Raw genomic sequence first — 23,493 nt, forward strand, 5'->3', positions numbered from 1 at the left:
AGTTAGCTATTTTGATTTACCGACACTTTAGACGCTGTTTCAGCCGCCCATTCACGCGCTTGTTCTATTGTTTCAGCTCGTGCAGTCGCGACACCCATACGTCTACGGGTAAATCCTTCTGGTTTTGCAAACAGTCTTAAATCAGTATTGGGATTTTCTAAAGCAAGTTCTAAGCCAGAAAATGATAGATTCTGATCATCTACACCTGCATAAATCACCGCACTGGCTGCTGTACTATGACGTTGTGTATTTACAGGTAAACCTAAAATAGCGCGTGCATGTAACTCAAATTCACTTTGGAACTGTGATGCTAGCGTTACCAGGCCTGTATCATGAGGGCGCGGAGACACTTCGCTAAACCAAACTTTATCTGCTTTGATAAAAAGCTCTACACCGAAAATACCACAACCACCAAGCGCGATGGTGACTTTGTTGGCGATGCGTTTTGCTTCTTCTAAAGCGCTAGCAGACATAGGTTGAGGCTGCCAGCTTTCAACATAATCGCCTGAATCTTGACGATGCCCAATCGGATCGCAGAAATAACTTTCGACTTCACCTGTTTGCGGGTTTTTAGCACGGACAGTGAGTAGGGTAATTTCAAAGTCAAAATCAATTTGAGATTCAACAATGACCACGCCTTGTTTAACACGACCACCAGTTTGCGCATATTCCCAAGCAGCATCAACTTCTGCAAATTCTTTAACGCGTGATTGTCCTTTACCTGATGATGACATGACGGGTTTAACAAAGTTTGGATAACCAATATCATCACAAGCAGCACGGAAAGATTCTAAGCTATCAGCAAAACGATAAGCAGATGTCGGTAGACCTAATTCTTCAGCAGCCAAACGGCGAATGCCTTCACGGTTCATAGTGAGATTAACCGCTTTTGCAGAAGGAATAACCGTTGCGATATTTTGTTCTTCTATTTCAACTAATACTTGAGTCGCAATGGCTTCAATTTCAGGGACAATCAAATTTGGTTTTATATTTTCAATCAATTTTTTTAATTCGATTGGATCTGCCATATTTAAGGTATAGGAAAAATGAGCGACTTGCATCGCAGGAGCATGATCATATCGGTCAGCTGCATGGACTTCGACACCTAAACGCTGTAATGAAATCACCACTTCTTTCCCTAGTTCTCCAGATCCTAAAAGTAGGACTTTAAATGCAGAAGATTGGAGTGGAGTACCGAGAATAACGCTCATGCTGATCATCCATGTTTGATATTTTGGGCTTTTAGCATATCAGAACTAATAGGTCTGTTATGCTTTGATTCACATAAAATAATGATATTGTCTAACACTATTTTAGATAAGCAAAACAGTCTTTATTCACGCTATTAGATAGCAAAAGGAATATAGGTGTAGAACAAGCCATAGACCAAGGCCGCAGTTAATGTAGCCATCACAATTTGCTTAAATTTAAAGTACAAAACAATAAGTACAATAAAACCGACTAACATGGCTAAACTTTTATTAGGTGTCTCTAAAAGCGGTGGAAGTGTTGCGACCACAAGCATTGAACTGATTGCCGCTATACCAATTGAACCTAGTGCAATTTTAATCCACAAAGCGCCTCGTTTTTGCGAATCTTGTTGAAACTTTTGAATCACAAAAAAAGGTCCAAAGCGTGATGCAAAATTGGCGATACCGACCACAATACCCACAAGGATAATCTCAAGATTCATATTATTCTCCTTGTTTTTCTGGTAGAGGATGTTCTGATAAAAGCGTATTGTCGTGTTGTTTTAATACATAATGTTTAAACAAGCCTGCACAGATCCCCGAAGTGATGCCAATAAAAATCGCAGCTGAAATATCAATAAAGTAGCAAGCGATCGCAGAAACGATTGTAGTAACAGCGACCACAAACGTATGCTTTTTTTCAAAAGCAGCCAATAAAAAACTGAGAAATAATGCAGGGAGCAAGAAGTCTAGCGCTGCTTGTAAAAATTGCGGCATACTGCTGACTTTGTCTGCGAACATTCCCCCTAAGAAAGAACCCAATGCCCATGACAACCAGCTGAATAAACTGAGACCTAGCATCCAAGACTCAGACCATTCTTGACGACGTTGTGTCAGTTTGATCATGCCCGAGGCAAAAACTTCATCTGTTAGTCCCCAAGACCAAAGTGCAGTTTTCTTCAAATTCAGCTTGTCTTGAATGAGATTTTGAAGTGCAGGACCATAGAGTAAATGTCTTATATCCAAAGCAATAACGGTTAAAGCAGTCATCCAAATGGATGTTCCACTGCCCAAAAGAGCAACCACTAAAAACTGACTTGCACCAGCATACATCGAGCATGAGAGAAACAAAGCTTCCCAAGCGGTAAAACCAAATTGAGTTGCTGAAACGCCAAAAGCAAAAGAAACAGGAAGATAAGTGAAAATTATGGCTTGGCTGTCTTTAGCACCTTGCCAAAAACCAGCGGGTTTTATAAGAGAAAAATTGTGCTCGGACACGACACACCTTATTAAGAATAGAACAAAAGGTATAAATCTAGATTGAGTATTGTAGCCGAATTTACTAGCATAGTACCTCATTGTTTGATTGGTCTTCAGTATGCTGACTTCAAAAATTCGTTTCGGTATCGTCAGTGCATTCATGGTGACAGCCTTGGCTTTACAAGGTTGCGGAAACTCATCAACAGATACGGCTGAAAAAGCTGAACTTAAAACGGCACCTAAAATTACCAACGATGCTACGGTTTATGCAAATAACGCATGGATCCTCATCAATCAGGTAGATCATTTTCTATTTGAAAAGCAAACGGATCAAATTCAGGCACAGGTACGCGAACCAGTACGTCAGTTAATTTTGGATTGGCGAATTAACGTTAAAATGACGGATTCTGTGACTGAGGGGAAATATGCTTTATGTCGCAAAGCATTAAACAGTATCGATGCTTGGGCGCGAGCATTGGTTGAAAATGAAGGGCAGTTGGCATTGCGTCAAGCCAATTATGAGCGTGATAAAGCGCAGTGTAAGACCGCTATAGATAATCCTGAGTTAGGAAACACCAAAGAATATAAAAATCTTTTTTAAGATTGATTGATAGAGAGATTTCTTTCAGAAGTAATTTTCAATACAAGCTCCACAGTAGTATTCCTTGAATCAAGCCTTCTCTCATACGAAGAAGGTTTTTTTTATATCGATTTATTACTGTTTAATAGACTTCTTTCAAAAGTCATTATTGATACAACAGAATCATCATGAGTATTCCCTCATCATAACCTTCTCCCAAAGGGAGAAGAGATTTTTACCTATCAATATATGGCCACTCAATCATCATTTTTCGACTTATGATAGAGATTTAATAATCATTTTATTAATGAATGAAAGCTGATTGATAAAAGAGAACTCAAGTATTCATTTTTCTAAAGAGAAAATTTTGGAACATACCGTTTTTAATCCGCTCTGCTTGGGCAGAATCTAAATCAGCTAAAAAAATAAAGGGCCTCTTCACCAAGACCCTTTTAACATTATAAATATTAAGCATCGCTTTTTTTGATTTTGAAATTTAGCTTATAATTTTTTGATCGCACATAAAATTTTAAATATCTAATTTTTCCTTCTATTTATTTTGAACGGCTTGTAAGTAACGTCGATTCACTTCTTCCCAATTTACAACATTATAAAATGCGGCAATATATTCAGGACGACGGTTTTGATACTTTAAATAATATGCATGCTCCCATACATCTAAACCGAGGATCGGAGTATTACCATAAACGAGTGGTGAGTCTTGATTGGCACTACTTTCTACAATCAGTTTGTTTTCTGGTGTCACACTTAGCCAAGCCCATCCACTCCCAAATCGACTGAGCGCAGCTTTGGTAAATGCATCTTTAAAATTTTCAAAGCCACCCAGTTCTTGTTCGATTGCCAATGAAACTTGCCCAGTTGGCTGACCGCCGCCTTGAGGGCTCATAACTGTCCAGAATAAGGAATGATTGGCATGTCCTCCGGCATTGTTGATGACATTGTTTTTTAATTCAGCCGGTACTTCATTTACTTTTCTGACGAGGTCTTCGATGGATAAATTTTCCCAAGGCGTTCCCTCAATACCCGCATTAATATTATTGATATAGGTTTGATGATGCTTGCTGTGATGAATCTTCATGGTTTTCGTGTCTAAATGGGGTTCAAGTGCATCATAAGCATAGGGTAATGGAGGAAGTGAATAGGCCATGTCATTGTTCCTTTATTTTAAGAGTGGGTTTATGCAGTGTAGGGGATGAAAGATAGAATGTATACTGAATGATAATCATTATCATTATTTATAAAAATGATTTAGAAGAGGATAGAAATAAAATAACGATTTTATAGAAGGTTCATTTCTAAAAACGTTGAGCTTAAAACGTTAAGAATTAAAATGAGAAATAAAAATGAAAAAAAGAAATAAAAAGATAGAGGATGAAAACTAAACCTAAAATAGACTTGTTCATCAGTCATCAGTCATCAGTCATCAGTCATCAGTCATCAGTCATCAGTCATCAGTCATCAGTCATCAGTCATCAGTCATCAGTCATCAGTCATCAGTCATCAGTCATCAGTCATCAGTCATCAGTCATCAGTCATTTCATACCGATCATTAGATTCCACTCATCCTGACCTTTTCTTATGGAGAAAAGTTATTTTAGATATCAATCTATTGACAATTAATGGCTGTTTTTGATTTATGGAAGAGATCTAATATTATTTCTAATAATAATTCTATAAATGCGATTTAAAAAATTGAGAAATAAAAAAAGCCCTGAATATTCAGGGCTCTTTATCAGAAAACGTTAAACGTTAAACGTTAAACGTTAAAGCGGAAGTGAAGTACATCACCATCTTGAACGATATATGTTTTACCTTCTAGACGCCATTTACCTGCTTCTTTCGCACCAGATTCGCCGTTATATTGAATGAAGTCGTCATAGGCAACACATTCAGCACGGATAAAGCCTTTTTCAAAGTCAGTGTGGATCACACCAGCTGCTTGAGGAGCGGTTGCGCCGACTTTCACAGTCCAAGCACGTACTTCTTGTACACCGGCAGTGAAATACGTTTGCAAGCCAAGAAGTGAATAGCCTGCACGAATAACGACGTTCAGACCTGGTTCTTCCATACCCATTGCTTCAAGGAACTCGGCACGGTCTTCATCTTCAAGTAATGAAATTTCAGCTTCAATTTGGTTGCAAAGTGGAACCACAATTGCGTTTTCTTCAGCAGCTAACTTTTTAACAGCATCTAAATGTGGGTTATTTTCAAAACCGTCTTCAGCAACGTTAGCAATATACATGGTTGGTTTTAAAGTCATTAGACCAAAACCACGAACCAATTTACGCTCATCATCATCAAGATCAGCTGCACGTGCAGGCTTACCTTCATCTAAGAGCGGTTGAATTTTTTCTAAAATGGCTTTAATCGCAATCGCTTCTTTATCACCGCTTTTAGCAGATTTAGAAAGACGTAAAATCGCTTTAGCGACCGCTTCTAAGTCAGCGAGTGCAAGTTCAGTGTTGATGGTTGCGATGTCATCAAGTGGATCAATCTTACCGTTGACGTGAATTATATTTTCATCTTCGAAACAACGAACCACGTGTGCGATCGCATCTGTTTCACGAATGTTCGCTAAGAATTGGTTACCCAAGCCTTCGCCTTTAGACGCACCAGCAACCAAACCTGCAATATCGACAAATTCCATTGATGTAGGAATCACGCGTTGTGGTTTTACAATCGCGGTTAATTTGTCTAAACGTGGGTCAGGTACAGGGACGATTCCTGTATTGGGTTCAATGGTACAAAATGGGAAGTTTTCTGCAGCAATAGCAGCTTTAGTCAATGCATTGAAAAGTGTAGATTTACCAACGTTCGGCAAGCCGACAATACCACAATTAAAACCCATGAAATGACTCACACAGTGTTATTTAAAAATTGAGGCTGATTTTACATGAAAGCCATGACAAAGTCAGGTCATGGCTCGGATGTTTATGAGAAAGGAGAAAAACACTGTTAAGACTTAAATATAAAGACTTAAATATAAAGACTTAAAAGCTAAATATTACGCTTATCAAGCACATTGGAGAGATTGTCTCCTAAAGCTTGGATGAGCATAACTAAAACAATAAGCACCAATATGACAGCCAACATAATTTGAATATCAAAACGTTGATAGCCGTAACGGTAGGCAATGTCACCTAAACCACCAGCACCAATCGCACCCGCAATGGCAGATGAGTTAATCATAGTAACGATCGTCACGGTAAAACCCGCCACAATACCTGGTAGCGCTTCAGGTAAAAGCACATGCCAAATGATTTGTTTGCGGTTACAGCCCATAGCTTGAGCTGCCTCAATGAGACCATGATCGACTTCACGTAAACTCACTTCTGCAATACGCGCAAAAAAGGGCGTTGCTGCAATCGTAAGTGGTACAACAGCGGCCCACACGCCATAACTGGTCCCGACAATTAATCGTGTAAAGGGGATTAAAGCAACCATCAAAATTAAGAAGGGGATAGATCGAGTGATATTCACCACCCATCCCAAGGCTTGATTGATGGTTTTAGATGGATAAATACCATTGTCAGCGGTATTAACCAAAACGACGGCCATCGGCAAACCGATCAATAAGGCAAAAAATGCTGAAATTCCGACCATTAATAAAGTGTCGATGGTGCCCGTAATTAATAAATCAATGAGTTGGTCGTGCATAGCCAATCACCTCTACTTGAGCAAGTTGTTGTTTTAACTTTTGTTGTAAGGCTGAAATATCAATATTCAAATCAGCGACCCCGACAATGATTGATCCAATCAGATGATTTTGAATCGTATCCACATGGCTTTGATACAAATGCACAGAATGTCCAAACAGACTCAAAATCTGAGTTAAGTCGGGTGAAGACTCTGTATTTGTCGCATAACTGAGTTTCACGATGCTGTGTGTCACCACTTCATTAAGTTCAGAATAAACTTTAAAAGGTAAATCAAGTTGTTCTAAATTAAGTAATTCTTGGGTAATAACTTTTTGTGGATTAGAAAAAACTGACCATACTTGTCCAGACTCGACGATTTCACCTTGTTCAATAACCACCACGTGATCACAGATCTCACGAATGACTTGCATCTCGTGGGTGATTAATACGATGGTGAGACCCAGTTTTTGATTGATTTCTTTTAATAAACTCAAAATAACAGATGTACTTTCAGGATCTAATGCAGAAGTTGCTTCATCGCACAGTAAAATTTCAGGTTTACTCACCAAAGCTCTCGCAATGCCAACGCGCTGCTTTTGACCACCAGACAGTTGCGAAGGATATTGCTGTGCTTTATCTGCCAGACCCACCAATTGCAGAACCTCATTAACTTTGCTTTCGATTTCTTTTTTTGATAGATGAGCAATCTTCAATGGCAAAGCAACATTTTCCCAAACTGTTTTGGCTGACAGTAAATTAAAATGTTGAAAAATCATGCCGGTTTTTTGCCGAAGTTTAATGAGTTGTGCATGATTTAATTCAGCTAAATCTTGATGGTGAATATGGATGTGACCATCTGTAATACTTTCAAGACCATTGAGTGTCCGAATTAAAGAAGACTTTCCTGCGCCACTTTTACCAATGATGCCAAAGATTTTTCCTTCTGGAATATCCAAGTTGATATTTTTCAGCGCTTGAACTTGAGTGCCTTGCACATCGTAATATTTATTTAAGTCACGTATTTTAATGTGTGGAACACTAAAATCGACTTGAGATCCGAAACTGACCATTTTAATGCTCCTTATTTCCAATCCGCATACCAAAGATCTTTTCCAGAATCTTCGTCTATGGATTGTCTAACTTTGTCTGAGGTTTGGAATATCTTGATAAATTTTTCAAGTTTTTGACTTTAGTCTGGATGTTTGTTTTTAAAATCACTTTGGGTAACGAAGAGTAAGGCGTAGCGATTTCCAGTGGGTTCATCAAAAATCAAAGCGTCTTTTGGATCATGATTTTTTGAAAGTAATAAATAGTTGGGATAACCAAAAGCAATATCACTGTCTTCTAATGCCCTTGCCGTTTGAGGACCTTCAACTTCTATAAACTTTAAATTTTTGCTATTCGTTTGAATATCACGCAGCGTTGAAAGGTGATTTTCAGGATCTTTTAAGCGAATCAGATTGGCTTGTTGAAATAGTAATAATGCACGGCCTTGGTTGACTGGATCATTGGGTACCACAGCAGTTCCACCCTCTGGAATTTCAGCTAAAGTTTTGAAGCGTTTAGAATATAAACCCACATGAGTCGCTGTCCCGATACCAGCAACGTTAAAGTCATAGCCACGCTCTTTACTGGTATTGCTAAGATAGGGCTGGTGTTGGAAATAATTGGCATCAATATCACCATGATCAAGTGTGATATTCGGGGTATTCCAATCTGAGAATTCGACCAATTTGACATTTACTCCTTGTAGCTTGGCTTCTTCAGCTGCAATAGCCATAGTCTTCGCAGTAGGGGTGTTGATCCCTATGGTGAGAACGTCATCTTGTTGGGTCTTGTTCAAATATTGATAGCCCAATAATCCAAGCACTAAAATGGCTATAACGATTCCGACCAATTTCAGGTTTGATTTGGGTTTTGATTGAGATGTAGTAGACATAGCCTCTCCTTATTTCCAGCCTGGGAACCAAAGTGTTGCACCAAAGTCTTGATCTAGCGCAGCTTTTACTTTTGGAGAGTTTTGATAAATATCGACAAACTTCTGTAATTTCCCATCGGAATCTTTGAAATCATCACGCACGGTAAATAAAATGGCATACCGTTTATTGGTATTATCATCCAACAATAATGCGCTTTCAGGATCTGCTGTTTTGGCTAGACGTAAGTAATGTGGATAACCGAAAGCAAGGTCAGCATCATCTGTTGCTCGGGCGGTTTGAGGACCTTCAACTTCAATGAATTTGAATTGTTTAGGATTTTCTGCAATATCTTTTAAGGCAGACAAATGATTTTCAGGATCTTTTAAGGTAATCAGTTTGGCTTGTTGTAATAACAATAAAGCACGGCCTTGATTGACGGGGTCATTGGGAACGACAACACTGGCATTTAAAGGTAATTCCTCAAAACTCTTATATTTCTTGGAATATAGACCGACATGTGAAGCAGCACCTACAGCGAATCCATGTAGTTTAAAGCCTGTTTCTTTTTTGACATTATCCAAGAAAGGTTGATGTTGGAAAAAATTGACATCAATATCACCATGATTGAGCGTGATATTAGGCGTATTCCAGTCTGAAAATTCAACCAGTTTGACATTCACGCCTTGCTGCTTTGCTTCTTCGACTGCAACCTGTAAGGGTTTAGCAAAAGAAGGGCTAATGCCGATGACCAGTTCATCCGAACCAGATTTTTGATTTTGATTCCATAGATAAACTCCTGCAATGACTGCAAGAATGATAATCCCCACAACGATAAATTTGTTTTTAGACGGTGTGTTTTGTGGTGTTTGTATTGATTGAGTCATATTTATCTCGATGCATTATGCTGTATTTTTATGTTTAGTGGCTGTGTTTAAAGTTGAATCTGGAATAACGTCCTTGTGAATGTCAGCGCGACAACATCGGAATTTTTGGACAGGATGCGTTGTAAAAAGACGATCGCCTTGTCCAATTAATTTGTGGCGTAAACTACCGTGTTCATACGCTGTTTTGTAACGTCCACGTTCTTGTAATTCTGGAATGACATATTGAATGAAATCATGATGCGATTCTGGGGCAACGGTTCGAGTCAGATTGAAACCATCAATGCCAGAAGTATCTAAAAAATTAATTAACTGTTCAGCGACGTTTGCACCACTGCCAATAAATAGAGGATAACGACCACCTAATTGATGCTGTTGTTTAAGATCATTTTTAGTGATGACTTGTTCTTTAAATTTTTGATTGACTGAAGCGATACTATTGGTTTTTTGATAGGGAATGACTTCATCATCTTGATATTGAGAGAGATCAATTCCCACTGAGCTGGAGTAATGTGCGATACCTGCTTCAGCATTGGCATAGTTTTGATAATCATGAAGCTTTTCTTGCGCCAATTCGTCTGTTTCTGCTGTGATCACGGTGATGCCAACAAAAATTTTAACATCATCAGGATGGCGACCTTGTTCCTGGGCCAATGTACGAATATTATCGACTTGAATTTTGATTTTCTCGGGTTGATCACCACCGATAAAAATACCTTCTGCATGGCGAGAAGCAAAATTTAAGCCTTTGGGTGAAGCGCCAGCTTGGAATAAAACAGGCGTTCGTTGTATAGAAGGAGAGACTTGAAAAACACCTTCACTTTTATAATATTTGCCGTGATGTTGTATAGAATGAACTTTTAGAGGATCTGTAAAAATTCGATTTAATTTGTCTTTTAAAACAGCATCATCTTCCCAAGATCCTTCCCAAAACTTATAGCAAAGCTCAATAAATTCTTCCGCTTGTTCATAGCGAGCATCGTGTTCTTTTAAGCCTTTTTGTCCAATTAATCGTTCAGCGCTGTCGAGGTATCCAGTCACGATATTCCAACCTATACGACCTGTTGTAAGGTGGTCAAGACTGGCAAAGCGCCGTGCGAATTGATAAGGCGTTTCATAACTTAAATTAACGGTAATGCCGAAGCCTAAGTGTTTGGTGACGGCTGCCATTGCGGAGACCAAAGTACTTGGATCATGACTGGGTAGTTGAATGGACTCTTTTAGGGTCAGTTCAATATTATTCTGATAAACATCATAAACCCCTGTAATGTCTGCAATGAATAGTCCGTCAAATAAGCCTTTTTCTAAAGTTTTTGCTAAGTCAGTCCAATAACTTAATTCATTAAAACGGTGTGATTCATCCCGAGGGTGAGTCCAAAGTCCATGATTGATATGCCCGACGCTATTCATATCAAAAGCATTGAGTAGAATCTTTTTATAAGATTGATTAATTTTAGGTTGAGTTTGAGTTTTATTGTATTGAATAGACATCATAACGTTCCTCTACGTGGTGGTAATACTCCATTCAAGACGTAATTGGCGATGAAATAATACTTCCAGCGTGATGGGTCGTGTAAGGTGTGGACACGAGCATTACGCCAAAACAGATCTAGACTGTCTAAACGCTGGCTTCCACGGCTACCCGCCAGCTCAATAAGTTTTGACGAGGCTTTTAACGCCGTTTCAGTGCTGTGCGCACGTACTTTTGCCACGTCAATTGACGCTTTAGCAATATTTTCAATATTGGGTGCTGGTTTGGCTTGATCGATTGATTGTGCTGCTTGTTTCAATAACAGTTCGCTGGCTTTAACATCGACTGCCACACGGCCTAGCTCTGAAAGCGTCAAAGGATCTTTACTGGCTGTCTCTACACCTGAGTCGATCCAAGGACGCGCTTGTCGTACCCGTATTAAGGTTTCTTCGAAAGCCGCACGTGCAATTCCTGTTTCAATCGCAGCATGGATTAGTTGGGCAAAAGGGCCCGCAATCGTCGGTTGACTATATGCACTGTCAAAGGGGATGACATCTTCAGCATCTACATGAACTTGATCAAATTTTACAGTTCCACTGCCTGTTGTTCGCTGACCAAAACCGCTCCAATCATCAATCAAGCTGAGTCCATGACTGTCACGAGGCACGAAAGCAAGGAATTGTCGTTTCTGTTCATCAAGCACTAAAGTAGGGATGCGATGTGCAAACAAACTTCCTGTGCAATAGAACTTTTCACCATTAATTACAAAGCCATGCTCAGTTTTACGAATTGCAGTTTGCTTATGAGTCGAGGTTTTGGTTTTAAACTCAGCGAGTGCATTTCCAAAACGTGAGCCCTTTAAGGCTTCTGCATAAAGTTTCTTTTTCTGCTGTTCAGTGCCGGTATTACGTAAAATTTCTAAGGCATAAAAATGATTCTGTGGAATTTGTCCAATAGAACCATCCACACCACTGATTAATGCAATGATTTGCGCCAAAGTGTAACTGGATACATCTGCGCCACCATATTGCTTCGGAACAGTGATGGCCCAGAGTCCTGACTGGCTATATTGTTCTATTTCAGCAAAAGGTAGTGTTCGTTCTAAGTCACGTTGAATGGCATTGGATTTAAATTTCTCTGCCAATACATGCGCAATCTCCAAGGCTTCTGCATCGGAGCGAATAATATGAGCTGAAGGGATGTGAGCGGCTTGATCATGTTGAATATTTTGATATGAAGTCATGTTTTCACTCCTTAAATCCATGCGTGACGTGCGGGGAATTTATGATTGAGGTAATAGTCACCCAAGGCATGAAACTTCCAACGGATTGGATCATGTAATGTATGTACACGGGCGTTGCGCCAATGTTGGTCTAAATTATGAATATTTAAACTCGAACGACTTCCACCTAATTCGAGAAGTTTTTCTGAAATATGCAATGCAGCATCATTAGCGTAAATTTTTGCTTCAGCCACCAAAATTGAAGCTCGAGCAGCTTGCTCGTCTGTCACATGGTCTAAACGATCCAATTCATCTAGATATGCAGCAGCTTCATCTAAAAGAAGAATCGCAGCATCAAGTAAAACATTGGATTTACCGACTTCTTGAAGGGTGTAATGTTCAAAACTGGCTTGTTCAACGTGTGCATCTTCTATAGGTCGCGCTTTTTTGATTGTTGTTAAGGTGTCTGCAAAAGCAGCTTCAGCGATACCGACATCAATCGCAACTTGTAATAATTGTGAAAATGCACCGCGATAATTGGCTTTGTCAGCTAAGAGTCGTTCATCAAAGATTAAGAACGGATCTATTTCGACTTGATTGAGAATGACGGTGCCGCTTGAAGTTGTCCGTTGACCAAAACCATCCCAATCATCGATGACTTCTACGCCTTGAGCATCACGATAAATTAGAGTTAACACTACATGGCCATCAGGATGAATGGCTTTAATGGCTAACCAGTCAGCGAAGCGACTGCCTGTGGAATAAAATTTTTGGCCTTGAATGAAGTAGCGACCATTTTCTATTGTTAATGTCGTATTTAAGGTCTTTGTGTTTTGGGTATTTTTTTCAGGTCCACCGTTAGCAAGACGTTTACCTTGTAAAATTTCAGTGAAAATAAATTCTTTTTGCGCGTCAGTTCCCATCAAATCAATCATATTCAGTAGGGCAATCTGATTTTGTGGAATTTGACCTAGGCTAGAATCAGCTTTATTGATGATGCGGAAAACTTGAGCCAACGTTTGATTAGAGACATATGCGCCACCGTATTTTTTCGGAATTCGGAGGCCACCTAAACCTTTTTGACTAAAAAGTTGAATTTCATCGAAAGGGAGTAGGCGATTTTGATCACGGTGGTTTCGACCTTCTAGAGCAAAATCTGCGACTTGATAAGCGGCATTAATGGCATCTTGGTCATTTTCAATAATATGAACACTATCAGTGATTAAGCGCGACATAAATAAATCCTCTGCGAATCTAAGTACGTTACGCTCTGCTCTAAAATTATCTAAATGTGAGATTTAGATGAAGAAATCTAAAAAAGTATTAAACATTAAAAATGATATAGTTGATGAGAAAGTGAATATACTAAACACTTGATATTTAAAATTTTTTCTAATTATTTCGAAGATTTTGAAATTTTTTTAAAGGGCTGATATTATGTATCTAGATAAGTTAGTTCATAAAAATTATAATCAACAATGGTTTAATTCACATATTTGAAAGAGAAAGAAAAAATAATTCATTAAAACGAAAACTTACAACTCAATTAGTGCAGTTTATGCATTGTATTTTCGATACGGCTTATCTACAGTACATTGCATAGATAAGATCAACGTTTAAGCTTCTTGTGTTTGTTTTTTCATTTTGCTTGGTTTGAATGAGAAAACTCCAAACACTATTTAAGAAGATGATTACATTATTAAGGAAAAATTATGCGAACCCTTTACCAGTTTCCTTTGTCTCATTTTTGTGAGAAGGCTCGCTGGTTACTCGATCATAAAGAGTTAGATTTTGTCGCGCATAATTTGATACCTGGAGTCCATCGCGCTTTTAGCCAACTTAAAACAGGTCAAAATACGCTGCCTATCTTAAAAGATCATGAAGATTGGATTGCAGATTCGACTCAAATTGCGTTGTATCTTGATGATAAATATCCTGAACATGGTTTATTACGGAATGATCCTAAACTCCGTGAACAGGCTTTAGAAATTAATGAAATGGGCAATGAGTTGGGGATGCATGTCAGACGTTGGGTTTTGGCACATATCATGTCTGAAAGTGATGAATCGTTAGAAATTATGATCGGTGAAAAAGGATATTTACGTAAGTTTTCTAAATTTTCAAAACCGATTATGAAAAAGCTTGTCGCGAATGGTTATAAAGTGAATTCTGAGAAGGTTGAAATTGCCAGTACCAGAATGGATGAAATGATAACTCAGCTCAATGAGATTCTGATTAATAATCATGGACGTTATTTAGTCGGTGAGCGTTTAGGACTGGCTGATATATCAATATGCTCGATGCTTGCGCCACTGTTGGAAGTGTCTGGAACGCCGTGGGAGCGTGAACAATCCGCACCTGTGTCTGACACATATCACCAGTTTAAAAATAAGCTATTAGAATTGCCACTGGGTCAGTATGTTAAACGAATTTATGAAACCGAGCGCTGCGCCCGTGTTGATTGGCGTGGGATGTAAAAACCTGTGGAATTGCTATAAAGATTAAAATTTTTAGTTGTTGTAGCTATTAGTTGATGTAGCTATCTTTAGTTATTTTGACTGTTAATAGCCAAATGAAAGAAGCAGTAAGCGATGTTGAGCTTGGTTCGGTTTAAATGAGCTTAGCTGAATCGTGGATGAGCCAAAACTTATATTCATAATTCTTTATCAAAAAATCAATGATCAAAAATCAGTTGTAAAAAACCAAGTGTCTAAAATACGAGTCAAAATTAAGCGTAAAATCATTAGCTAAAAACAAGTATCAAAAATAATTTTTATTATTGAGTTAAAAATTGAAAAATATAGTAGAAATTTTATTTAATAGGCTAAAATATTTTCATTGCATGTATCACTTAAAAAATGGAGTCAATGATGGATCTTGATCGCTATGACAAGCAAATTCTAGAAATTTTGACTCATGAAGATCTCAATCTCAATGAGCTATCAGAACGAATCAATCTGTCCGTAAGTTCAGTTCATCGTCGGATTAAACATTTGGTTGAAACCAATGTGATGAGTGGTCTCAAACGCAACATTAACTATCAAAAGCTTGGGTTTAGTTTACATGTTCTTTTACAAGTATCATTAAGCAAACACGACACGGATACCTTTGCTAAGTTTTTAGAAGAGCTTGAAGATATTCCCGAAGTGATTAATGCTTTCTTGGTGACAGGGCAGTCTGCCGACTTTATCGTGCAAGTCGTGGCACGGGATATGGAAAATTATAGTGAAATTTTACTGAAGCGCATTGGTAAAATTGAGCATGTGGTTGCTTTACATTCTAGTTTTGTAATTAAAGAATATGATGTTTTTAATTGTCATGGCTTATTGAGTCGCGTCTAAGCTATTTTACAGATGTTTAGACCGTTTTTATGGTTAGCTTAGATCATAGAAATGAATTAAACCCTAAATTTAAAATATGCATAGAAAAATAGTTTTAAGATTCTTTTTTGTATTTTTTAATCATGTTGGTCTGGTTGTTACTTGATTTGATCAATGTGTATCATCAAATTCAGATACTAAAACGTATACCTGATGAGCTATGGCTTCTTGTTTTTTTTATGATCTGGTTCTGGGCAGTTATTGATTTATTCCAGCAATATTCATTGGTGAATAAATGGTTATTTCGAATATTTCTCGCATTATTGTTATGGATGATTTCAACCCTTATTTTGGCGATTATGCTTTTAAGTTTACATGTGAAAATGGGATGGCCACTTTAATTCTAGATTTGCAATAGAAATAAAAAAGCGCACCTTGGGGTGCGCTTAAATCTTTAAATTAGACAATTAAGCATCTAATTCAGCAAGGACTTGTTCAGAGAACTCAACGTTAGTATAAACGTTTTGAACATCGTCTAGATCTTCAAACATATCGATCATTTTCATAATCTTTTTCGCTTGATCGATATCGGTAATCTCTGCTTTAGTCGAAGGGCTCATGACCACTTCTGCATTATCAGATTTTAGACCAGCCGCAGTTAAAGCATCTTGCACTTGACCAAAAGTTTCTGGTGTTGTGATGACTAAGATTTCATCTTCAGAAATTTCGATATCTTCAGCACCAGCTTCTAATGCGATATCCATAATTTGATCTTCTAAAGATACATCTTCAAAAGTAATTTCACCGCGTTTGGTGAAGAGGAACGCAACAGAGCCATTGGTGCCTAAATTACCATCGGTTTTTGAAAAACAGTGACGAATATCAGGAACCGTACGGTTTAAGTTATCTGTCATGGTTTCAATAATTACAGCCACACCGCCAACGCCATAGCCTTCATAAGTGATTTCTTTTAAATCATCATTGTCTTCGCCACCAGCACCGCGTTGAATTGCGCGATTGATCACGTCACGAGTCATATTTACTGAAAGTGCTTTTTCAACCACAGCACGTAGACGTGGGTTGCTTGCAGCATCTCCACCACCAAGTTTTGCAGCAGTGACAATTTCACGAATATATTTAGTAAAAACTTTACCGCGGCTCGCATCTTGTCTTGCTTTACGATGCTTGATATTAGCCCACTTGGAATGACCCGCCATGCGAAATATGCTCCTTGTAGATTGGCCTTGTGCCGAATCAAAATAATTCGAATTCTACCATAAGGCGTTTTTTCTTAGAAAGTACTTCATTTTTTGATTTGAAGATATAAACCAAAAATAAACCAAATGTGATTATTTATTACCCAGGTTTATTGCTGAATTTAAACATAACCACTATTTTGATAAATCAATCTTTATAATTTAGTCTTCAATATTCTTAGGTTCTGGAATCACGATATCAAGCTTCGTATATTCTCTATACATGGCTTTGATTTGAGCTAAATCACTGTCCAAATCCGAAGGATAAATCTTACCGAAGATGCCCCCTTTTTTTGTTTTTTGATTCACAAATAAAAAGACTATCGGAACATTGGCTGCTTTAGCAATATGCCAAAAACCAGTACGAATCGGTCTGCGTGTTTCACCATTTTTAGCTCGTGTTGCTTCTGGAGCAATGACCAGACTGAATTCATCATGAGTTTCGAACTGTTCTACCATTTGACTAACAATATCTTGATTCGACTTACGGTCTACAGGTATTCCACCTACTTCTTCTAGTAGAGGTTTAAATGGACCTTTAAAAAGCTCTTTTTTTATTAGCGTATGTATTTTGATGTCATAAATTTGGAAGAGTGCAATTGAAAGTACAGCATCCATCATTGTTGTGTGTTCGAATCCAATAATGACTTGTTTCTTTTCTAAAATATTGGGTTCTACGTGGTATTGAACACCAGCAAGTTTAAACGCCATTTTAGCAATTTGTTTTTTCATATTTACTGTCTTTTGGATGTATAACGATATTTAGGCGATTTTGAGTTGAAGCTCATTAAAATACAATAAGCAAAGCGTTCAAATGTACTTAAAACATTAAATATTATGCTAACTATGATCATGCTAGAAGTGATGGTCTTTTATAGCTTAAAAAATTATGTTGATAATTTTGTTCTAATTTAAGTGTTTAATTTATCATTTGACTATAATTTCAACATATCGGATCGCTCTGGCTTTAAAGCGCTTGTGTTTCATTTTTATTTTAGCTAGTATTCTGAATCGAAAATACTTGATAATTCAGTATTTAAAGGGCCTATAGCTCAGTTGGTTAGAGCAGCGGACTCATAATCCGTTGGTCGACAGTTCAAGTCTGTCTGGGCCCACCAGTTATTAAACCCCATAAACTTTTGCTTTATGGGGTTTTTCTATGCCTAAAATTAATTTCATTTCCAAACTTATATCCATAATGAATTACTATCAAATGTGCTGTGAGCAGAGAAATGAAATGCTGTGAAGGGTTCTTGTAGAATCTAATTCTATCGTCTCTTGCTAAAGGTATAGGGCTTTTCTTTATTCGTCTTGGGGGAGTTGTTTCAATAAATTTATTGTCAGTGAGGACAAGTATAAAATACCATCTGTACAGAACTTCTGGCTTCATTTTTAAGATGCAAAGAACGCTTTAATGTTGTTGAAAAGTGAAAATTTATATCAAATGGCAATAAAGATTATTTCAGAAAAGCTCACTACGGATGAGCGCATTTTTAAGCATTTTTTTCTTGTTTAAGAAGAATTCAATATGTTGATTCAAATTTTTAAAAGAAATTATCAATTGCACAGAATAAAGTAATAAAATCAAACATAGTGACTTGAGTAGTAAGTTTGGTGTGGTAACTAAAGTGATGGCTTTAGTCACTTTTTTCAAGTCAATTTCTTATCCGAGATTCGCGTTAATTATAGAAAAATATCCAATAATAATTAACTGGATATTTTTCTACTTTTTGGGGAATTGTTAGTGTACCCATTGTTTTGATTTAATAAGTTCATATATTTTATTTACGCTCGCAGAAGAGGCTTTACTATTTAAATGTAAGCTATCTGCAGATAAACTTGGGGGTATAGCATTTATTTTCTTTGCTTCTATATCTAATGCAGTAGCCCGAATACCAGTATCTTGCCAAATATCATTACTATCAATATAAGCCTTAAAATCAAAAAAATTATATAAATAATTATTTTTTAAAGAATTATTTATAAAATCCACTCGTTCAATAATGCTATTTGTTGGACTAACTGTTGTAAAATGCCCCATAACAATAATACGATCGGTAATATTTTCATTAATCCAATCAATACATTGCCTACTCTTTGATAGTACATATGTTGCTTCGTTATAATCATTCGTTCCTCCAAGTAAATTATTTTTACCTAAATTAACTATAAAAATTGAATTCTTTTCAAAATTATTTTGAACTTGAATAGGATAATATGTTTGTTCATTAACACTAAAACTCTCATTAGGTATAAAGAAATATCCTGAAGTATCTACTCCAATACTTCCTTCTACATCAGAAATTTTTACAGTAAAAGTTTTCATGGATGTATCTTTAACCCAATCCTGCTTGAAATAGTTTTTAATACCTGTTGAGATGTTTTTCTGATTAAATTTTACTAAAGCTGGCAAAGCGCCGATTCGAATGCACATACTATCAATAAGTTCACCACCTTTTGCATAATTTTCTGTATGTAGATTATAGTTATTTTCCCATTTTGAAATACTTTCTTGCATACCAGCTACAGTACTACTTCCTAAGAAATATACATGAGTGCTGTAACTATTAGGTGTAGATGGAATAATAGGTACTGAGGGTGTTTGAGGGGGCGATGGTGGGTTTATTATATTTATTGTTTCTGTTGAATTACCTCCACCACAACCAAATAAGATTGTAGATATGGTACATATAGTTAATATTTCTTTTAAATTCATATGTAATCTCAAATAAGCTTATATTGTAGTCATTATGTACATATTAGATCGTAGTTATTGCAAGGTTATACGTTTATTAAGCTAGTGATTAAATAAAGGCATAAACCGAACTCTTTCCATCTATTTCAATAGCACTAACTTAAAAATTTCAATTTTCTCAATTGACTATCCAGATATTAAATCATAACTCTGATTTTCCCAATTATTTTGTTGTACTTCTTCTCAATTGAAGCTATAGAATTATCTCTTTATTATTACCTGTAATTTAACGCTCTATTACTCTACTCCATAGGCACATAAATTTACATAACGTTTTTAAAATACTTGAATTTATTAACCATATTTTTTGATCAATAGAAAGGTTATGCTTTTAGAATATTTCATTTTTGCAAAATTTGTACTGAATGTGAAAAGAGAGTTCTAGGCGCGGCGATGTGATATATCAATTACTGAAAATTCAAAGCATTGCGTTTTACTTCTTTGTTCTCAAAGTTTAAATTATCGTTTGAAGTGCAACACCATGTTGTTGGCATAATATCTGACTCGAGCTTTTAAAGCTGAGTCTTTTCTAGAGCGTTGATTCAAGCGTTAAATGATTTCTGAAATATACTCATCCTAGTAATTATTTAAAACACTGCCTTTCATTTTGTAGTTTCTGATTAATCCATTGGTGCTTTCATTTGTACCTCTTTGCCAAGCATTGAAGGGATCCGCGAAATACCAATACAAATCTAATGCTTGAGCAATATGCTCATGCAAACTGAATTATTTGCCATTGTCTGCAGTTATTATTTTTCAATTGGTCTTTGTCAGTGAAATTAAAGTGAATTTGAAGAACTTATCTGTTTAATTTTTCAATAAAAATATGTTCATCAATAATTATAATTCGATTTTTCATCAGAAGTTAATTGAGTTAGAGATCCAATTGTACTGACTCGCTATTCTTTTTTTCTGCAAATGTCTACAGAATCTATTTTTTTATAAAACGCAAAGATTAAAATTTTTTTAAGTGTATAGATTTCGTCTTTAAAACCTGCTTATAATAATCAAAACAACCAACTGATTGGTTGGTCTATTAAAAATAGGGATAAGAAATGGAAGAACTTGCAAGATTAGAGGATTTACCAACAAGCTACGTAAATCAATTAACCACTAGTAATCTGGTTCCTTTATGGCCGAGTTTGCGTAATGTGTTGCCGCCTATAAAACCTCTTCCACTTACCAAAGCCACTGCTTGGAAGTTTTCTGAAATTAAACCTTTATTAATTCAAGCAGGTGAACTTACACCGATTGAGAAAGCCGAACGTCGTGTTTTGGTATTAGCGAACCCTGGTCATGGTTTAGAGAACATGCGTGCCACTTCGGTGATTTATTTAGGTATGCAATTGTTATTGCCAAAAGAGTGGGCACCTGCACATCGACATACACCAAATGCAGTACGTTTAATTGTTGAAGGTGAAAAAGCCTATACCACGGTTGAAGGACAAAAATGTCCAATGGAACACGGTGACTTAATTTTAACGCCATCAGGTTTATGGCATGAGCATGGTCATGATGGTGATAAACCAGTGATTTGGCTCGATGTTTTAGATTTACCTTTGGTCTATTACATGGAAGCTTCGTATGTTGAGGGAGGTGAATGTCAACCTGTAACGAGTGTGGCAAGCAAGGCAAACTATGGTGCAGGTCTTGTACCTGTACAACATTCTATTCGTGCTAAAACTGATTATCCAATTTTGCGCTATAGCTGGAAAGATGCCAAGCAAGTGCTTGAAAACTTAGCTGAAACACAAACATCAGGTCCAATTCAAGTGTCCTATATCAACCCGGAAACGGGTGATCATTGTCAAAAAATCATTGGATATTCTGCATTGATGTTACGTCCAAATGAAACTTTACAATTGCCTGCACGGTCAGCCGCGATGGTATTCCATGTGATTGAAGGACAGTGTGAATTAAAAATAAACGATCTAGATTTTAATTTAGATAAAGCGGATACAGCATGTGCACCATGTTTTGCCACGATTGATATTCGTAATACTTCGACCCAAGCCAGTTTTATTTTTATTGCAGATGAAGAGCCTGTACAGAAAAAACTCGGTTTGTATTCAACACGTCCACGTCAATAATTTGTTTTTAAAGGAAGAAAGACATGTCAAATCAAGAAAATCCAATTTTAATTGCCGGTGGTGGGATTGGTGGTTTTGCAGCAGCTTTAGCCTTAGCAAAACAAGGTTTTAAAATTAAAGTATTAGAACAAGCGCCTCAAATTGGTGAGATTGGCGCAGGTATTCAGTTAGGACCGAATGCCTTTCACGCTTTTGATGCTTTAGGGATTGGGGATCGTGCCCGTGGTCGTGCGGTGTATACCGATTTTATGGTGATGCATGATGCACTTGATGAATATCAAGTGGGACGTATCGAAACTGATGAGACCTTTCGTCAACGTTTTGGTAACCCTTATGCGGTAATCCATCGCGCAGACATTCACTCTTCATTGGTTGAGGGGGCACAAGAAAATGGTGAAATCGAAATTATCACCGATTGTCGTATTGTGGATGTTGATCAAGATGAAAATGGCGTAACAGCCACTGACCATAAAGGAAATGTATATACCGGTCAGGCTTTAATTGGGGCTGATGGAGTGAAGTCAGTTGTACGTGAGAAATACGTTGGTGATCCAGCATTAGTGACTGGTCATGTGGTGTATCGTGCAGTGGTGCCAAAAGCAGAATTTCCTGAAAATTTACAATGGAATGCAGCGAGTATTTGGGTTGGTCCAAATTGTCATCTTGTGCATTATCCATTACGTGGTGGTGAAGAATATAACGTAGTCGTGACTTTCCATAGTCGTGAGCAAGAAGAATGGGGCGTTAAAGATGGATCAAAAGAAGAAGTTCTATCTTACTTCCAAGATATTTGCCCGCAAGCACGTCAGCTCATTGAATTACCAAAATCATGGAAACGATGGGCAACTGCAGATCGTAATCCAATAGATACATGGAGTTATGGCCGTATGACATTACTAGGTGACGCGGCTCATCCAACCACACAATATATGGCACAAGGTGCATGTATGGCGATGGAAGATGCAGTGACTTTAGGTGAGGCATTACGTGTTCACAATAATGATATCGCTGCTGCATTTGATATGTACCAACGTGCCCGCGTTGCACGTACAGCCCGTATTGTGTTGTCGTCTCGTGAAATGGGCAAACTGTATCATGCTCATGGCGTACAACGTATGGTGCGTAACGATTTATGGCGTGGTCGTACGAATGAACGTTTTTATGATGCGATGGAATGGTTGTACGGCTGGAATGTCGGTAACTGTTTAGATGCCGCGAAAAATTACACAGGTCATGCAGCATGAAAATGTATGGTTTTTTTCGCAGTGGTACATCCCACCGCACACGTATTTTGTTAAATCTTAAAAAAATTGATTTCGAATTAATTCCTGTATCACTCATGAAAAATGAGAATAAAAATGCTGAATTTAAACAGATCAATCCGCAAGGTTTTGTGCCCGTTATTGAAATCAATGATCAATTGCTGATCCAAAGCCCAGCCATTATGGAATGGATAGAAGAAACCTATCCTGACGTGCCGATGTTGCCACAAGATGCTTTTGGCCGTGCGCGTGTTCGTGCCATTGCAGCACTGATTGGTTGTGATATTCATCCGATCAATAACAAACGTATTTTAGATTATTTACGTGGCACCTTGAAATTGGATGAAGCACAAGTATTAGCATGGTGTCAGCATTGGATTAACGAAGGTTTTAGCGCCTTAGAAACCTTATTAAACCAAGATCAAATGCGTGGTGATTTCTGTTATGGCAACTCAGTCACTTTCGCGGACGCCTATTTAGTTGCGCAAGTGGAATCAGCGAATCGTTTTAAAGTTGATATGAATCAATATCCGATAATCAACACGATTTATAACACCTGTTTAGGATTGGATGCATTTAAAGCTGCGTTACCAAGCCAACAACCCGATGCTGTTTAAAATCAACATTA

The 23,493-nt window shown here is 37.4% G+C and carries 21 protein-coding genes, 1 tRNA gene and 1 pseudogene; 8 read left to right on the top strand and 15 right to left on the bottom strand.

Translation table 11 applies throughout. From position 1 onward, the window contains the following. Positions 1-2: 2 nt before the first annotated feature. The 3 genes from purT to V5M36_RS06720 all read right to left on the bottom strand — a co-directional run bounded on the left by purT (position 3) and on the right by V5M36_RS06720 (position 2,444). Positions 3-1,220 carry a formate-dependent phosphoribosylglycinamide formyltransferase gene (gene purT / locus V5M36_RS06710; RefSeq protein ID WP_338563365.1) on the bottom strand — a complete coding sequence of 406 codons (1,218 nt, stop codon included), beginning with the start codon at positions 1,218-1,220 and terminating at the stop codon, positions 3-5. 125 nt (positions 1,221-1,345) lie between these two features. Further along, positions 1,346-1,693 carry an L-valine transporter subunit YgaH gene (ygaH, locus tag V5M36_RS06715; protein ID WP_338563368.1) on the bottom strand — a complete coding sequence of 116 codons (348 nt, stop codon included), beginning with the start codon at positions 1,691-1,693 and terminating at the stop codon, positions 1,346-1,348. Between the two features lies 1 nt (position 1,694). After that, on the bottom strand, positions 1,695-2,444 hold the full coding sequence (locus V5M36_RS06720) for an AzlC family ABC transporter permease (RefSeq protein WP_445206326.1): 750 nt from the start codon (positions 2,442-2,444) through the stop codon (positions 1,695-1,697). A 124-nt stretch (positions 2,445-2,568) separates the two neighbouring features. Between V5M36_RS06720 and V5M36_RS06725 the strand changes: the two genes are divergently transcribed. Further along, positions 2,569-3,051, top strand: a complete 483-nt coding sequence (locus V5M36_RS06725) for a hypothetical protein (RefSeq protein WP_338563373.1) — start codon at positions 2,569-2,571, stop codon at positions 3,049-3,051. A 529-nt stretch (positions 3,052-3,580) separates the two neighbouring features. On the opposite strand, the gene V5M36_RS06730 is transcribed toward V5M36_RS06725, so the two are convergent. From V5M36_RS06730 to V5M36_RS06770, 9 genes and pseudogenes are all read right to left on the bottom strand, one after another. Beyond that, positions 3,581-4,198, bottom strand: a complete 618-nt coding sequence (locus V5M36_RS06730; RefSeq protein WP_338563375.1) for a superoxide dismutase — start codon at positions 4,196-4,198, stop codon at positions 3,581-3,583. A gap of 609 nt (positions 4,199-4,807) precedes the next feature. Further along, complete coding sequence (gene ychF, locus V5M36_RS06735; RefSeq protein WP_338563377.1) at positions 4,808-5,899, bottom strand: redox-regulated ATPase YchF; 1,092 nt, start codon at positions 5,897-5,899, stop codon at positions 4,808-4,810. A 149-nt stretch (positions 5,900-6,048) separates the two neighbouring features. Beyond that, entirely contained in the window at positions 6,049-6,708 is a 660-nt protein-coding gene (locus V5M36_RS06740) for a methionine ABC transporter permease (protein ID WP_338563379.1), read from the bottom strand. After that, entirely contained in the window at positions 6,689-7,759 is a 1,071-nt protein-coding gene (locus V5M36_RS06745; protein ID WP_338563382.1) for a methionine ABC transporter ATP-binding protein, read from the bottom strand. Before V5M36_RS06745 ends, V5M36_RS06740 begins: the two co-directional genes overlap by 20 nt. Before the next feature lie 11 nt (positions 7,760-7,770). Further along, positions 7,771-8,628 (bottom strand): annotated as a pseudogene (locus tag V5M36_RS06750) (MetQ/NlpA family ABC transporter substrate-binding protein). Between the two features lie 9 nt (positions 8,629-8,637). Continuing rightward, a complete protein-coding gene (locus V5M36_RS06755; protein WP_338563384.1) occupies positions 8,638-9,492 on the bottom strand; it encodes a MetQ/NlpA family ABC transporter substrate-binding protein in 855 nt (284 codons plus the stop codon). Positions 9,493-9,507: 15 nt separating this feature from the next. After that, positions 9,508-10,980: an LLM class flavin-dependent oxidoreductase gene (locus tag V5M36_RS06760; protein WP_338563386.1), complete on the bottom strand. Its 1,473-nt coding sequence runs from the start codon at positions 10,978-10,980 to the stop codon at positions 9,508-9,510. Next, positions 10,980-12,203, bottom strand: coding sequence for an SfnB family sulfur acquisition oxidoreductase (locus V5M36_RS06765; RefSeq protein WP_338563388.1), 1,224 nt, complete (start codon positions 12,201-12,203; stop codon positions 10,980-10,982). Before V5M36_RS06765 ends, V5M36_RS06760 begins: the two co-directional genes overlap by 1 nt. An 11-nt stretch (positions 12,204-12,214) precedes the next feature. Beyond that, a complete protein-coding gene (locus tag V5M36_RS06770) occupies positions 12,215-13,417 on the bottom strand; it encodes an SfnB family sulfur acquisition oxidoreductase (protein WP_338563389.1) in 1,203 nt (400 codons plus the stop codon). A gap of 477 nt (positions 13,418-13,894) precedes the next feature. Here V5M36_RS06770 and V5M36_RS06775 point away from each other — a divergent pair, with 477 nt between their 5' ends. The 3 genes from V5M36_RS06775 (at position 13,895) to V5M36_RS06785 (ending at position 15,903) form a co-directional block, all read left to right on the top strand. Beyond that, positions 13,895-14,659 (top strand): glutathione S-transferase family protein, encoded by a 765-nt coding sequence (locus V5M36_RS06775; protein ID WP_338563392.1) that lies wholly within the window; start codon positions 13,895-13,897, stop codon positions 14,657-14,659. A 393-nt stretch (positions 14,660-15,052) separates the two neighbouring features. Further along, positions 15,053-15,523 carry an Lrp/AsnC family transcriptional regulator gene (locus tag V5M36_RS06780; protein ID WP_338563395.1) on the top strand — a complete coding sequence of 157 codons (471 nt, stop codon included), beginning with the start codon at positions 15,053-15,055 and terminating at the stop codon, positions 15,521-15,523. 107 nt (positions 15,524-15,630) lie between these two features. Then, positions 15,631-15,903: a hypothetical protein gene (locus V5M36_RS06785; RefSeq protein WP_338563397.1), complete on the top strand. Its 273-nt coding sequence runs from the start codon at positions 15,631-15,633 to the stop codon at positions 15,901-15,903. Positions 15,904-15,969: 66 nt separating this feature from the next. Here V5M36_RS06785 and V5M36_RS06790 read toward each other — a convergent pair whose 3' ends face one another. Together V5M36_RS06790 and V5M36_RS06795 are read right to left on the bottom strand one after the other, a co-directional pair. Further along, positions 15,970-16,719 (bottom strand): YebC/PmpR family DNA-binding transcriptional regulator, encoded by a 750-nt coding sequence (locus V5M36_RS06790; RefSeq protein WP_338563398.1) that lies wholly within the window; start codon positions 16,717-16,719, stop codon positions 15,970-15,972. Positions 16,720-16,920: 201 nt separating this feature from the next. Next, entirely contained in the window at positions 16,921-17,490 is a 570-nt protein-coding gene (locus V5M36_RS06795; RefSeq protein ID WP_338563399.1) for a 1-acyl-sn-glycerol-3-phosphate acyltransferase, read from the bottom strand. A 309-nt stretch (positions 17,491-17,799) separates the two neighbouring features. Here V5M36_RS06795 and V5M36_RS06800 point away from each other — a divergent pair. After that, positions 17,800-17,876, top strand: a tRNA-Ile gene (locus tag V5M36_RS06800). A 623-nt stretch (positions 17,877-18,499) separates the two neighbouring features. Here the strand turns inward: V5M36_RS06800 and V5M36_RS06805 are convergent. After that, positions 18,500-19,474: a hypothetical protein gene (locus V5M36_RS06805; RefSeq protein WP_338563400.1), complete on the bottom strand. Its 975-nt coding sequence runs from the start codon at positions 19,472-19,474 to the stop codon at positions 18,500-18,502. Positions 19,475-20,568: 1,094 nt separating this feature from the next. Between V5M36_RS06805 and V5M36_RS06815 the strand changes: the two genes are divergently transcribed. The 3 genes from V5M36_RS06815 to maiA are packed head-to-tail and all read left to right on the top strand — an operon-like array spanning position 20,569 to position 23,482. After that, positions 20,569-21,603, top strand: coding sequence for a cupin domain-containing protein (locus V5M36_RS06815; protein ID WP_338563403.1), 1,035 nt, complete (start codon positions 20,569-20,571; stop codon positions 21,601-21,603). Between the two features lie 23 nt (positions 21,604-21,626). Next, positions 21,627-22,847 carry a 3-hydroxybenzoate 6-monooxygenase gene (locus V5M36_RS06820; RefSeq protein ID WP_338563406.1) on the top strand — a complete coding sequence of 407 codons (1,221 nt, stop codon included), beginning with the start codon at positions 21,627-21,629 and terminating at the stop codon, positions 22,845-22,847. Further along, positions 22,844-23,482 (top strand): maleylacetoacetate isomerase, encoded by a 639-nt coding sequence (maiA, locus tag V5M36_RS06825; protein WP_338563408.1) that lies wholly within the window; start codon positions 22,844-22,846, stop codon positions 23,480-23,482. The genes V5M36_RS06820 and maiA overlap by 4 nt, the downstream gene beginning before the upstream one ends. Positions 23,483-23,493: the final 11 nt, after the last annotated feature.

It is taken from the genome of Acinetobacter sp. KS-LM10 (assembly GCF_036896575.1).
GTDB lineage: Bacteria > Pseudomonadota > Gammaproteobacteria > Pseudomonadales > Moraxellaceae > Acinetobacter > Acinetobacter avistercoris.

What these genes read in the sequence shown, in the direction of transcription:
- ygaH (WP_338563368.1), bottom strand. Translation starts at nt 1,693, where the DNA reads ATGAATCTTGAGATTATCCTTGTGGGTATTGTGGTCGGTATCGCCAAT.
- V5M36_RS06740 (WP_338563379.1), bottom strand. Translation starts at nt 6,708, where the DNA reads ATGCACGACCAACTCATTGATTTATTAATTACGGGCACCATCGACACT.
- V5M36_RS06765 (WP_338563388.1), bottom strand. Translation starts at nt 12,203, where the DNA reads ATGACTTCATATCAAAATATTCAACATGATCAAGCCGCTCACATCCCT.
- V5M36_RS06755 (WP_338563384.1), bottom strand. Translation starts at nt 9,492, where the DNA reads ATGACTCAATCAATACAAACACCACAAAACACACCGTCTAAAAACAAA.
- V5M36_RS06775 (WP_338563392.1), top strand. Translation starts at nt 13,895, where the DNA reads ATGCGAACCCTTTACCAGTTTCCTTTGTCTCATTTTTGTGAGAAGGCT.
- V5M36_RS06790 (WP_338563398.1), bottom strand. Translation starts at nt 16,719, where the DNA reads ATGGCGGGTCATTCCAAGTGGGCTAATATCAAGCATCGTAAAGCAAGA.
- V5M36_RS06770 (WP_338563389.1), bottom strand. Translation starts at nt 13,417, where the DNA reads ATGTCGCGCTTAATCACTGATAGTGTTCATATTATTGAAAATGACCAA.
- V5M36_RS06730 (WP_338563375.1), bottom strand. Translation starts at nt 4,198, where the DNA reads ATGGCCTATTCACTTCCTCCATTACCCTATGCTTATGATGCACTTGAA.
- V5M36_RS06745 (WP_338563382.1), bottom strand. Translation starts at nt 7,759, where the DNA reads ATGGTCAGTTTCGGATCTCAAGTCGATTTTAGTGTTCCACACATTAAA.
- V5M36_RS06760 (WP_338563386.1), bottom strand. Translation starts at nt 10,980, where the DNA reads ATGTCTATTCAATACAATAAAACTCAAACTCAACCTAAAATTAATCAA.
- V5M36_RS06780 (WP_338563395.1), top strand. Translation starts at nt 15,053, where the DNA reads ATGGATCTTGATCGCTATGACAAGCAAATTCTAGAAATTTTGACTCAT.
- V5M36_RS06805 (WP_338563400.1), bottom strand. Translation starts at nt 19,474, where the DNA reads ATGAATTTAAAAGAAATATTAACTATATGTACCATATCTACAATCTTA.
- maiA (WP_338563408.1), top strand. Translation starts at nt 22,844, where the DNA reads ATGAAAATGTATGGTTTTTTTCGCAGTGGTACATCCCACCGCACACGT.
- purT (WP_338563365.1), bottom strand. Translation starts at nt 1,220, where the DNA reads ATGATCAGCATGAGCGTTATTCTCGGTACTCCACTCCAATCTTCTGCA.
- V5M36_RS06820 (WP_338563406.1), top strand. Translation starts at nt 21,627, where the DNA reads ATGTCAAATCAAGAAAATCCAATTTTAATTGCCGGTGGTGGGATTGGT.
- V5M36_RS06725 (WP_338563373.1), top strand. Translation starts at nt 2,569, where the DNA reads ATGCTGACTTCAAAAATTCGTTTCGGTATCGTCAGTGCATTCATGGTG.
- ychF (WP_338563377.1), bottom strand. Translation starts at nt 5,899, where the DNA reads ATGGGTTTTAATTGTGGTATTGTCGGCTTGCCGAACGTTGGTAAATCT.
- V5M36_RS06795 (WP_338563399.1), bottom strand. Translation starts at nt 17,490, where the DNA reads ATGAAAAAACAAATTGCTAAAATGGCGTTTAAACTTGCTGGTGTTCAA.
- V5M36_RS06815 (WP_338563403.1), top strand. Translation starts at nt 20,569, where the DNA reads ATGGAAGAACTTGCAAGATTAGAGGATTTACCAACAAGCTACGTAAAT.